The organism is Novosphingobium sp. NDB2Meth1, assembly GCF_900117425.1.
In the GTDB taxonomy this organism is placed as follows: Bacteria; Pseudomonadota; Alphaproteobacteria; order Sphingomonadales; family Sphingomonadaceae; genus Novosphingobium.
Window position 1 is genome coordinate 21,202 of sequence record NZ_FPEH01000028.1, and the last position, 12,377, is coordinate 33,578.

Annotated in this window: 10 protein-coding genes; 6 read left to right on the top strand and 4 right to left on the bottom strand. The window is 60.4% G+C overall.

Annotated features, from left to right (window positions below; all coding sequences use genetic code 11):
• Positions 1-41: 41 nt before the first annotated feature.
• On the bottom strand, positions 42-215 hold the full coding sequence (locus NDB2M1_RS22720) for a hypothetical protein (RefSeq protein ID WP_156135669.1): 174 nt from the start codon (positions 213-215) through the stop codon (positions 42-44).
• A 37-nt stretch (positions 216-252) separates the two neighbouring features.
• Between NDB2M1_RS22720 and NDB2M1_RS17855 the strand changes: the two genes are divergently transcribed.
• Positions 253-507 (top strand): hypothetical protein, encoded by a 255-nt coding sequence (locus tag NDB2M1_RS17855; protein ID WP_072384187.1) that lies wholly within the window; start codon positions 253-255, stop codon positions 505-507.
• A 52-nt stretch (positions 508-559) separates the two neighbouring features.
• Here the strand turns inward: NDB2M1_RS17855 and NDB2M1_RS17860 are convergent, their stop codons facing one another.
• Positions 560-826, bottom strand: coding sequence for a hypothetical protein (locus NDB2M1_RS17860; RefSeq protein ID WP_072384188.1), 267 nt, complete (start codon positions 824-826; stop codon positions 560-562).
• A gap of 495 nt (positions 827-1,321) precedes the next feature.
• Between NDB2M1_RS17860 and NDB2M1_RS22940 the strand changes: the two genes are divergently transcribed.
• The 5 genes from NDB2M1_RS22940 (at position 1,322) to NDB2M1_RS17885 (ending at position 7,920) form a co-directional block, all read left to right on the top strand.
• Positions 1,322-1,612: a ribbon-helix-helix domain-containing protein gene (locus NDB2M1_RS22940; RefSeq protein ID WP_072384189.1), complete on the top strand. Its 291-nt coding sequence runs from the start codon at positions 1,322-1,324 to the stop codon at positions 1,610-1,612.
• A complete protein-coding gene (locus tag NDB2M1_RS17870) occupies positions 1,605-4,001 on the top strand; it encodes a type IV secretion system DNA-binding domain-containing protein (RefSeq protein ID WP_072384190.1) in 2,397 nt (798 codons plus the stop codon). The genes NDB2M1_RS22940 and NDB2M1_RS17870 overlap by 8 nt, the downstream gene beginning before the upstream one ends.
• Positions 3,998-4,282: a helix-turn-helix domain-containing protein gene (locus NDB2M1_RS17875; protein WP_072384191.1), complete on the top strand. Its 285-nt coding sequence runs from the start codon at positions 3,998-4,000 to the stop codon at positions 4,280-4,282. The genes NDB2M1_RS17870 and NDB2M1_RS17875 overlap by 4 nt, the downstream gene beginning before the upstream one ends.
• Before the next feature lies 1 nt (position 4,283).
• Entirely contained in the window at positions 4,284-7,310 is a 3,027-nt protein-coding gene (gene mobF / locus NDB2M1_RS17880) for a MobF family relaxase (protein ID WP_072384192.1), read from the top strand.
• A gap of 400 nt (positions 7,311-7,710) precedes the next feature.
• Complete coding sequence (locus NDB2M1_RS17885; protein ID WP_072384193.1) at positions 7,711-7,920, top strand: hypothetical protein; 210 nt, start codon at positions 7,711-7,713, stop codon at positions 7,918-7,920.
• Between the two features lie 117 nt (positions 7,921-8,037).
• Here NDB2M1_RS17885 and NDB2M1_RS17890 read toward each other — a convergent pair whose 3' ends face one another.
• Positions 8,038-10,710 carry a DEAD/DEAH box helicase gene (locus NDB2M1_RS17890; protein WP_083554964.1) on the bottom strand — a complete coding sequence of 891 codons (2,673 nt, stop codon included), beginning with the start codon at positions 10,708-10,710 and terminating at the stop codon, positions 8,038-8,040.
• Entirely contained in the window at positions 10,703-12,181 is a 1,479-nt protein-coding gene (locus tag NDB2M1_RS17895) for a hypothetical protein (protein ID WP_143146829.1), read from the bottom strand. Before NDB2M1_RS17895 ends, NDB2M1_RS17890 begins: the two co-directional genes overlap by 8 nt.
• Between the last annotated feature and the right edge of the window lie 196 nt (positions 12,182-12,377).

Genomic DNA, 12,377 nt, shown 5'->3' on the forward strand with positions numbered 1-12,377 from the left:
CGGCGACGCTCCCAAGGCGCGGTGTAAATCCGACTTCAGCCTCATGCCAATGGCCCGTCCACCACCATCGCCATGAGCACTCCGGACATGCCCGGGTCAACCACAAACAGGCCGACCGGGAAGTCCGCAAGCGGACTTCCGCACCACTCGACCAGTTTGCGGTCAAGCCTCCGCTTCGCTCCGGTGACCCGAGCACATCCGGAGCGCTGTTTCATGGCATGGCGGACGAGCCGCCAACGACAGGAGGCAACGATGTGCTACACCGCAGAAGCCTATGAAGCTGACACCGCCACGATCCGCCAGATTGATACCGACATCATCGCACTCGATGAGAAGATCATGCAGGCAGAACGGCGCTCCTATCACACCTTCTTCGATGTGCACGTGGTCCAGGCCGGAGATGGCTCATATCTGCTGATCGAGGAAGGTGACTACGGTGAGCTTCCGCTGCATCTGATCGACGACATTGTCTACACCGCAACCGGCAAAATGGGCGACGAGTATTGAGCCCAACGGGTGCGGGTCGCCGCACCCAAAGGTCTTTGTGTCACTCTGCCCCTCAGCCCAATTTGGTCAGCGCGTCGATCGCCGCTTTGGGCTTCACTTTGACGGCGAGTTCGAGCAGCTGGATTGCCCGGTCTTGCCCAACCTTTCGCACCAGTCTGGCGAGCTGCTTCTCCGCCTCTTCCTGTTCGAGTTCAGCGAGCTTTTTCTTGCGCTCCGCTAACTCCTTTTCAGCGGCTTCAAGAGCAGCGCGCTCGCGTTCAACCTTTGACACCATAAGGCCCATTCCTCGCGTCTCGTTTGACTGGCAGATGATAACCATCTGTGGGGTCAAATCGAGACGTTTTTTTGTCTGATGCTTCTGCGCCCTCGCGGACAATCATAATGGCACCGCGCCGCTGAGGCTCCGAGATGCGCATTGCCGAGGGTCGTGGATGCAATGCAGTCCTCGCTATCGGTCCACGCCGGCCTTCGGCCTGGCTTCCTTCCGGAATGCCACCCCCGACATGCGACTCCCACCAAACCCGTGATTTCAGCACATAGCCGCCAAGTCCCTGAGAAAGCACACCGAACACGGTTTGACCGTAAGGCGTTTCGGAACGAATCACGTTTAATTGCAGGAGGTTAGAAGCAAATAGGCGACCCTGGGGATCGGCGAAACATGTTTCGGGCACTTACGGAGAACGTCTAAAGTATGTGAAATCAGAGATATAGCGCCGCAACATGTTTCGGATCGCAAAGCGCTTTTCATGGCGTTTCGGCTACGGTATAAATGCGCCTGCGGTATCCAAGCCATGCATAACCTTGTGAGGTTTGCATGGGTAAAGTCTTCAAAGGCATCGGCATCGGCCTCTCCGAAGAGGTACTGCGCGAGCTCGACACGTTTGCTGCGGCCAAGGGCGTTTCGCGCGCCGAAGCCATCCGCGCCTCGATCGCCGTCGGCCTCCCCCTTCTCAACCTTGGCATCGCGCTCAATGCCGAACGCGCTCTGACGATCCTCGAGCATACTCAGCTCGCGCTGTCGCTTCTGGTCGAACGGCAATACCCCGAGGACGTCAACGAGCTCATCGACATGGCTCTGCGCAACGTGCGTGAATACCATGCGTGAGGACATCCGTTTCAGCAAGAAAGCCGTCATGCTGACACATGATTCCGCGCGCGGAAAAGTGAAGCGAAATGCCGGCAATTTCACTCGCGGATCGCAGCTGTTTCACCATCAGATTCTGATGACCTGGGCAGGGGTGCGTATCCCTCTTTACACATGGGCCGGGACAACGCTCTGTCTGCTGTCCCTGCTCGTTGCGATCACCTTCAAAGACCATGAGGTGAACCTTGTTCTAATGCGGGTCCTTGCCGAGTTCTGGAATTGGGTCGGACTGAACCCCATGAAGTCCGTCAACCTGACCCTCCCGTCGGGCGATATGGTGCAGGGCCGGATGCATATGGTGCCCTTTCATCCCGCCGTCATGGCGGCATGGGGAAAGGCCATTCAAGTGACCGTCTCAGCCATGCTGGGATCGGTCTTCATTTGCGTGCCGCTGACGATCTGGTTCTTTGACTACTCGCGACGCCGCGGGTCAGAAATTCTCACCGAGCGCCATGAGCGCGGTGCGGTCAAGGTCGAGCGTGATGTGCTCATTGCGGCGATCAAGCAGTACAACTGGAACGAGCACCAGAAGGAATGCCTTGCCCGGGTTCCGGCAGAGGACCCCGATGCGGTTCTCAAGGAGAGCCTCAAGAGCCGCACTCGCCGCGGACTTCACCAACCCTACAGGCTGGCTGGTGTCCCGTTCCCTTGGCGCCTCGAGCAGAGCCACGCGATGTTCATCGGCACCACTGGAGCAGGCAAGACAACCGAGCTCAAGAAGATCGTCACACAGGCGCGCGCGCGGGGCCATCGGTGCGTCATCTTCGACCTCACCGGGACCTTCGTCGAGAGCTTCTACGAAGAGACCACCGACTTCATTCTCAATCCGATGGATCAGCGTTGCCAACCCTGGTCGATCTTCAACGATTGCGACAACTATGCCGAGTTCATGAGTGCCGCCAGCGCGTTGGTCCCGAGCGGCCGCAATGCGGACGATGATTTCTGGCAGAAATCGGCCCGCACAATCTTTGTCGAAATGTGCATGAAGATGATCAAGCTCGGCATCCGCTCGAACGGCGGGCTTGCCTACTTCCTGATGCACGCCGACCTCAAAACAATCAGCCGCTATCTCGAAGGAACTATCGCAGCTCCGTTGATGTCGCCGTCAGCTGCAAAAATGGCCGAAGCGATCCGGGCAACCTTCAATGCGAACGCCAACGTATTCCGCTTCTTGCCTGAGCCGGCCAACGGTCAGCCCGGCTTCTCGATCAACAAGTGGATGACCGAGGATGTAAAGGAAGGATCGATCCTTTTCATCACGTCGACCCACCCAGACCTTGTGCTCAATCGGCCGCTGCTGACCTTGTGGATGGACATTGCCGTCAACGCTCTGTTTCGCATGGGCCGGACCCGCAATCTGCGCACCTGGTTTCTCATTGACGAAGTCCATGCGCTCCATCGTCTGCCCGCCATCGAGAACGGCCTTCAGACCGCCAGAGGGGTCGGCGGCGCCTTTATTCTGGGAATGCATTCCTTCGGTGCCTTGCAGGACACTTACGGGGAGAATGGCGCGACGCATCTCACGTCTCTCGCTGGCACCAAGCTGATCCTTAAACTGGCCGATCCGGCCACTGCCCAGCGCTGCTCGGAATTCATTGGTCGGCGCGAAGTCCGTCAGATGGATGAGGCCTATTCCTACGGGTACAACAGCAACCGGGACGCTTCGACGATCACCCCGCGCACCCAGGTGGCCGAACTCGTCTTCCCGGACGACATTTCCAACCTTCCATCGATGCACGGATTTGTGAAGTTCCCGGACGGATTTCCGGCAGCCCGGATCGAGCTCAGTTGGAAAGACTATAAGGCGCGCGCGCCCGGCTTCGTGCGTGTCACGGATATGCGCGCGGCAGACTATGTTCCAACGCCCGAGGAAGCCGCAGAGATGCTGATGAGGGCAGGTGAGGAGAGCGGTCCGGACAGGCAGCCGCAGCGGTCTGAAAAGCCTGTCGATGCGGAGCGCACCGATGCCGAGCAGGAAGCGGAAAGGCTGCGCGAGGAGATCGAGCGATCGGTCGAACGAACCGTCGAAGAGGCTGAACGAGTTTTGCGCGAACAGCGCAAGGAGGAAGAGAGCGCTGGGCCACCGACGCGCGATCACGACCCCCACAGCGCCTTCAAGTTCAGCAAGTCTGGCGAGAAGGACAGACGCGAGAAGCAGCAATTCGCTTTGAAGGATGTCGAGGAGCGCTCTGGTCTGGTACGGAACCGCACCGATCAGCAGCGCGACAGGGATGCGCGGGACGCGGGCCAGGAGAGCGAGGTCCAGCGTGAAAACATTCATGGCTTCGGAGCCGAGGACAAGCGCCGCGCAGAGCCTTCGATTGATGACGATCAGGAGCCGGAACGATGACGGTTCACACCACTGTCCGGAAGCCGGCACCAGCATCCTGCGTTGCCCTCGGCCTACGGCTGCGGACGCTGCGAGCGGCGCTTTCCAAGACGCAGGGCGAGTTCGCCTCGGACCTCGGAATCGCGGTGAAGACGGTCAAGAATTATGAAGGCGGTCACAGGGATCCGCCAGCCACTCTCGTCGCGCTTGTCTGCATCAAATTCGCTGTCGATCCAGCCTGGCTTCTGCTGGGTGATGCCGCTCGTCCGATGTTCCAGTCAACGCCTCGGGAAGGGGCCTGACATGCTCTCGGTTGCATCAGTGGGATCTGCTGGAGGCGCAGCCAACTATTTCGCCAAGGATGACTACTATGTTGGCGATGGCCCGGCTGAGCTCAGCGAGTGGGGCGGGAAGGTTGCTGAGGCGCTCGGGCTCAAGGGGCCAGTCTCGAAGGATGACTTCGAGAAGCTGCTCGACGGCAAGCTTCCCGACGGGAGCGTTGTCAATGCCAATGCCAACCGGCGCGCCGGGATCGACCTGACTTTCTCGATGCCGAAATCGGCCAGTCTGATGATCCAGCTTGGCGGCGATAAGCGTGTATTGGAGGCGCAAGCCAGTGCGGTCAAATCTGTCATGGCCTATCTGGAAAAGCACTTCGCCGAGGCGCGAGACTACTCCCGGAATGCCAATGGCGAGCCGGTCAGGACCGGCAACCTCGTCTACGCGCTCTTCCAGCACGATACGAGCCGCAAGCTCGACCCGCAGAACCACACCCATGCCGTGATCGCCGCGATGACGCAGGACAAGGCGAACAAGTGGAAAGCGCTCTGGAACGGCGAGATCTGGAAGAACAATTCGGTCCTCGGCTCAATCTACAACGCAGCCCTGCGCAGCAACCTCGAGAAGCTGGGATACCAGACAGAAATTACCGGCAAGCACGGGCAGTTCGAGATCAAGGGTGTCCCGCGCGACGTGATCGATGCGTTCAGTCAGAGGCGACAGGACATTCTGGCGACTGCGGAACGGTTGGGTCGCAGTCCGACCGAAACCGAAGCGATGCGCGAAATCACCAAGCGGACCCGCGATCCCAAGCTCAATCCCGACGACAAGCAGGCGCTCAAGGCAGAATGGGCGCGGCGCGCGGAAGGTCTTGGCTTCGACGCCAAGGCTCTTGCCGAACAGGCTATGTCGCGCTCGCAGCTGTCGGCCGAAGCCAAGCTTGGCACCGCCGAGCGCGTGCGCGAGGCGATCAACGACATTCGCGCGAATGCCCGAATCTATACGCGTCCGGCTGACGAACTCACGACTAATGGCCTGGCGCGGACCCTGCTGACCCCAACACAGCTGCGCACTGAGATGGCAACCGCTTCGGCCATTCGCATGATTGGTGAGCGAGAAACCTCGTGGACGCGAGCCGAGCTCGTCAAGAGCGCGCTGGACCTTGGCCTCAAGGGCGTAACCGCCGAAGGTGTCGAAGCCCGAATGCAGCGGCTGCTGGAGGGCGGCCAGGTGCTCGCAGGCAAAAGCACCCGGATCGATGGCGTGCCTGATCGGTATACCACGCCCGAACACCGAATGATCGAGCGCTCGACACTCGACAACGTGGCGCGAGGGAAGGGGGCCAGTCCAGCCATGATTGCGATGGGCGAGGCCCCGGCACGCCTGCGAGAGGCTGCCGGCGACAAACCACTCAACGTTGAGCAGATCGCCGCTGGCACCTTGGCGCTCGGGAGTGACGACCGCACGGTGGTGATCCAAGGGGTCGCGGGCGCCGGCAAGACGACACTCATTTCCGCTATCGCCAGCGTCGCCCATCAGGAGGGCAGGGAGGTGATCGGCCTTGCCTTTGCCAACAAGATGGTAAGCGACCTCCGGAACGATACCCAGCTTCGCGGTCGCGGCGGCGAAGTGCTGCAAGCGGGGATCGCAGCGCAGACGGTCTCCTCGTTCATCAACCAGCATTTGCGCGGTGCGCTCCATGGGTCAGGGCCGCAGTTCGAGGCCTCGCGCAACGCGGTCGCAGGCAAGGTTCTCATCCTTGATGAAGCCTCGCTCGTTGCCAACAAGCCGATGAACGACCTTCTCACCATCGCCAACCGGCTCGGCGCCGAGAAGGTCATTATGGTGGGCGACAAGGCGCAGCTGCTCTCGATCGAGGCGGGCAAAGCCTTTGCGCTCATCCAGGCGGACAATCCGGCCATGGCCCGGCTCGACACCAGCCTGCGCCAGCGGACACCCCACATGCAGGAAGCCGCCGGCCTTGCGAGGGCTGGCCAGTTCAGGGAGAGCTTTGCTTCGCTTGGGGAGCGCGTGATCGAGGCGGGGCATGATCATCTTCGGGTCACGGCGCAAACCTGGCTAGCGCTGTCGCCGGAAGATCGGGCGCGCACAGCGATATACTCTGCAGGGCGCGATGCACGCGGCGCGCTCAACCGGATGGTGCAGGAGGGGCTGAAAGCCGAAGGAGCGCTGAAGGGCGAGGGCATACAGCTGACGACACTGCTACCGGCCCACGCGACACGCGAAGAGCTGCGCTATGCGAGCACCTACGACAAGGGCCAGGTTCTCGAGGTCATGCGTGCCAACGCTCCGGGGGGGCTGGCGTGCGGGCGCTATGACGTTGAAGGCACCGATGGTCAGGGGAGGGTGGTGCTGCGCGATGCACAGGGAAAGCTGAAGCGCTTTGACCCTTCCAGCATCGACCCGGCTGACAAGCGCGATGCCCTGCGACTTTCAGAGAAGCACCGGGAGACGATCTACGAAGGTGACAAGGTCCGCTGGAACGAAAAGGACACCGCTCGCGGCCTGATGAAGTCCGAAGAGGCCCGGATTCTGATGATCAAGGACGGGGTCGTAACGGTCGAGAACCGCCAAGGCGACACCATCGAGCTCAAGCAGAACGACCGGATGCTCGAGCGCATGGGTCTCGCCTATGCGCTGAACATGCATCAGGCGCAGGGCGATACCCGTGACATGGCGATCGGCGAGATGCACTCGGCCGCTCGCAACCTTTCCAACCAGCGCCTTGCACTTGTGATGATGACCCGCGTGCGTGACGACATCACGATCGTCACCAACGACAAGGACCGTCTGCTCAGTCAGATTGAGCGCAACCCCGGCGACAAGACAAGCGCGCTAGAGACCCTTGGCGAGAAGCAGGTCGATGAGGGCAAGGGAAAGCGTACGTCCGCTGAATTCAGCCCGAAGATCCCCGAACACCTGCGCGCCGGTGGCGACAGCCTCGCGCCGCTTCCCAATGTGGCAAGGGACAGCCTGCGGTCAGTACCTCAGATCGACCTGCCCGAACGCAGCATCGAACGCAGCCGATAGGAGAAGAGTCATGCTACGACGAGATCCAGCGATGTCCGGTGCGGAATCAGGTTCTGCAAGTGAGCCAATTTCTCTCGTTTCGCATCCGGTAACGGAAGGGTTCACCAAGGCAACAGGGGTTTGTGCTCCCGGCGTCGCTGAGCCGGTTGGGGTCCAGCCTGGCCCTTTCCCCGGACCGGAATGGGTTGCGCTCGGTTTGGCCATCCTGGCCTCAGTGGTTGCCGGATCGCTGGCGGCTGCGTGCGCAACAGTCTTCCGGAAAATAGTGCGGCTGCACCCTTCACGGCTCAGGGCTCGCCAATCAGCCACTACCCGATCGGCCAGGCCCCAGAGGCAATCGGCATGATCCTGCGCATCCAATCTTCCAGACCGTCAATCAACACATCAAGGAGAGCATGAAATGGCATTCGATTACGAAGATGCCGGAACCTTCGGCAGCGAGCGCGAGGCGAAGGACTGGGCGCTGCGCAACAAGATTGATCTGCGCGATCTCCACATCCGCAATGCCGGCGGTCAGCGGGTCGAGGTGGGTATTCGCAAGAGCGCCTACGACCAGCGCGAAGACTACGACAACCGGTACGGGCAAAGGCAGGACGGCTTCTGGCGGTGAAGTTCGCTGAGATACGGCCAGTCTCAACCTATCAGGTGAAACCGCTCATGACGTGCAATCGGTAGCTTCGTTCTAGTCCAGACATCGACGGTAAGTGCCGGAAGCCTCCTATGTGACCTAGCTGTATTCAGGCAGCAGCATGATTTCGCTCCGCAGACCTGGGCGGCTCATCATGTCCGCGATTTGCGGCACTCTTTCTGTCATCACGGCGAGCAGGCCGCCTTCAAGCTCACGCAGCGCGTGGCCCTCTATGGCGGGAGGCACTGTTGTGTCACTGCGCCCCAGGCTATTGAGCAGCTTTAAGAGCTCCCAATCGCGGAGCACCTGGATTGTCCCTGTCTCATCCTTGAAGGCTGCGATGACAATCCGCGTAATCGACTGGTCCTGGCCAGTCACCTGATCTTCGACGGACGCAATCAACAGAGGGCGATCTAGTCGAGCGCAAGTGGCGAGGCATGCTTCGGTTCGTTCTCCCTCTTTGAGAGCCCGATCAAAGAGTACGTGACCAACGCCCAGAAGACGGGTCGGTCCTTCCGCCGCGCCTAACTTCGCATGACGATCAAACATCAACCCCTTGTAGCGTGGCTGCATAGCATAGTCTTCATCGACCCAAGGTTCGGGCGCAATCACTTCGAACCCTTCGTCACGGCGCAGCACTCGACGGCCTTGGTGTTCCATCATCATGATGAAGAAGCGTTCGAGATCCGGTAGATCGACTTGTGGTAGATTGCGGCCAACCGAAGCAAAGTCGAAGCGCGCCACGTTGCCGAGCATAGACTTGACCTTTCGGACCAGATCCTCTCCACCGATAGTTGCACTTTCGCGATTGAACCACTGATCAAGACTTTCGCGCGGACGTGCTTGCCCCTCTGCAAAAAGCTGCTCGAAGGCGCCAGGCCCCGTCATGCCGATCACCAGCTGGCTGATGTCTTCCCGCTCATCCATCGCCACGTCGAGCGTACGCTGAATGCGTTCAAGCTTGGTGTTGAGCAGGTCCCAAATGCGGGCTTCGACCGTGTCGGGGTTGCGCAGAATATAAACCTGAACAGGCCGGGTTTGGCCATAACGCGACAATCGCCCCACTCGCTGATGCAGGCGCATCGGATTCCAAGGCATGTCGACATGGATCAGCGTGGCGCAGCGCTCCTGCAAGTCGATCCCTTCGCCGGCCGCTTCTGTTGACACGAGGAAACGCACTTTACCGCCGTTGAACGCGTCGGCGGCCACATCGCGTGCCCAGCTTTTTGGCCCCCGTGTGCCGTCTTCGCGAGCGAGGTCGTCGAGCCGCTCGTCCCCGTTGATGAAGGCGCAGCAACCATGTCCGAAGCGAGCGTGGAGTGCGTCCACCACCATAGCCTGCGTAGCCTTGTACTCGGTGAAGAGCAGCACGGGTTCGCGTGGCGGAAGTTCGTTTTCGATCAGCTCAACCAGTCGGTCGATTTTGCGTTCCTGTCGGATCGGCTCGGCCAGTTCGAGCAGCTCGTCGAGGCGCGCGACTTCATCGTCCATCAATTCGGCCAGCATCCTGCCCCAGGCTTCTTCGTCCGCGCGCGCGCGGTCATCGAGCGTGTCGTCCTCGTCGGATTCGGATATCATCGCGGTAGGCGGGCGCATCGACTCCGCCATTTCGGACAGTCTTGCCCGCCGCTTGGCCAAGGCACTGCGGATTGCCGCAATCGAGCTTGCCGCCAGCTTCTGCAGAGCGATGAGGAGCAGCATCCGTTGTGATTGTGCGCGAGCCCCGAGCGTGGAGGCATAGGCGCGCCCATCAATGATAAACGCGCTAAGCGTGTCATAAAACGCCCGCTCCTCCGCGCTGAAAGCATATTCACGCGAGTCCACCGTGATCGGTGTGAACAAGCGATTGCCACTGAGATCTGTGACCGTCGCCTTGTTGTTTCGGATCATGTACTCTGGCAACCGGGCCAGTTGTTCGTCGGGATCGCGTTCGGGGCCGAAGATTTCGCGGTCGAGAAGGCTTAGTAGCGACAGGAATCCATGATCCTTGCCCCGGTGCGGGGTACCCGTGAAGAGCAAGAGAGAGCCAATCCGGCGCCGCTCTTCCATGGCGCGTAGCAGTTGGAATGAAAGTGTTTCACCGGTACGTTCGTCGGCATTGAGGTGGTGCGCCTCGTCCACCACTACTGCGTCCCAGGGATCAGCCGCGAGGAACCGGCTTGTGCCTTCACGGTCTTCGGCGATTTCCCGACGTAAAGTATGGATCGACGCGACGACCATATTGGCCGTATCCCAAAAGTCGACCTGCCCAGTGTCGACGGCCCGGTCGTAAACCTGCAGTCGGATATCGAACATGGTCCGCAGGCGCTTCTGCCACTGCGGCACAAGTTTAGCCGGGGCCAAGATCAGGAGGCGGCGCACCTGTGCTCGGGCGACCAAAGGCATCAGTACAAGCCCGGCCTCAATCGTCTTGCCAAGTCCCACATCGTCAGCGACCAGCCAACGGAAGGGATAGCTACGATTGACTCTATGGCAGACCCAGAGCTGGTGCGGCAGCAGTTGAACACGTGACCGGGAGAACACGCCCCATTGATCGTTCACTGATCGGATTGCTAACGCGCTCGCTCGCAAAAGCGCGTCGCTGCTGGGGTCAAGCGTGCCGGTCGCAAGCGCTTGTTCCAGCGATCGCACGCTCGCCAGCTCCTCGCGCGGCACTTGCTGAATCGCAGCTCCGAAGCGGACGAGGGCGAATTCGCCCATGTCGGCGAGGACATGTCCAGCGCCATGCTTGGGGTGGCTGACCGGTGCGTTGGGAGAAAGGGGCTCAGGCATCGTCGCTCCTGTCCTCGTCGAGGTCGTCGGCAGTCCATCCATCGCCGTCAGCATCGTAGAGAATGGCGTTCAATATGTCGCGGTGCTTGGCGAGTGTAATGATGTGCAAAGGAAGGTCACCGTCACCAGCGAAGGCTGCGTCCTCTCCGATTAGATTCTCGACTGCCTTGTGGAGGTTTCGCCCTGCATCGACCCCATGTTCAAACGTGCCAAGGCCAATCCGCTGAGCCAGTTTGCGAACTCGGTCTGCCGTGCTCCAGCCATAGGGTAGGACAAGATCAGCTTGAGCCTGCGAGTAAACGCCCTTTCGCGCGAGTTCGCGTACGATCCAGTTCGCACCGATTCCGAGCGAGCGCGCGAGGGGGGGAGCGAAAACACCAATTCGGCTTGCAGCGACCGAAAAGGCCGGGCGCAGGAGGTTGCCGATGCTGACAGGGCCATCTTGTCGGATGATGCCCGGTAGCCTCCTGAATAGGGTGCGATAATCGTCCAGATGCCGGGCAATCAGACAAAGATCAGTCAGGCATCGCCGCCAGATCATGTAGTCTTCACGGGCGTCCGGCTCACTCCACGCCCGCAATCGCTCCACGAACGGGTCGAGGTTGTCTGCGTCCGGATTGATTGTCGATAGCTGATGCCACCAGCCCTCGTTCATGGCGTGCGTAACGAAGTGTCGGGATTGGTCCGGCTTTATCCGTCCCAGGGTCTGGAATGTCGCCAGAGCCAGCAGGGTGAACCAGGTTTCGTCGCTGTCATCGTTAAGGCTCCCAAAAGCAAAGCCTTCGGTTGGATAGACGCTCCGCTCGTAGGCAGGGATGAGCGTCTCGCGCTCGGCCTGCCACCATTCAGCAATTGCCAATAGGACGGTTGCGGCGTCAGGCCTGAAATCGTCAGTACGTGGCGGAGCCTGCTCAGAAAAGAGGACGCAGCCCAGCTTGAGTAGCAACAGGTTACGGTCTGTCTGATCCAAACCGTCGAGCAGTGGTGATGCCTGCAATTCAGCCGCCGGCGGCAGCCAATCAGCCGCCTTTGCTAGCACTGGCACGGTTTCGGGCCTTGTTCGAGTGGCGAGATAGCGCAGGAAAGACAGACGTCGTGCATCATTCGAATTTGCCGTCCTGGCCCATTCTTGCAGAACATCGAGGTGTCCCCCGGACCGTTGATCGGCAAACTGGGCCAGCTCCAGAGCAGCGTCGCAATAATCAGCTGCCAATCTGCCGGCGGGGGGTGCAAAGTCGGCACGGGCGCGCTCATCGGGATCATCGCTTTGCGGAAACGCCAGCACACGGATCGGCTGCCAGGAGCCATCTTCTGCCCGCCACTTCCGCTCGCGCAGAACGCGGCGCAACGCTTCATCCTCCTCTTTGGAGGTGGCTGCCCTCAGTGCTTCATCGATCACCAGGGATAAGCGTCCTGCCAAATCGGCGTCTATACCACTGTCGCCAGTGGCAAGCTCGACGAGTGTCGGCAAGTCGAGAGCCTTGCCCCGAGGCAAACCCAGCCTCGACAGTAGATCTGCCGTGTCCTTGCCAATGAGGCTTGGTCGTGTCCCACGGGGTGGTGTAGGAACCGTCGATCCGCAGTAGGATCAGGTTCGGGTCAGGCAGCCAGAGCTGGCAGGCTGACAATGGGGTTATGGCTCACCGAGCCGAGGGTTTCCAGCGTCA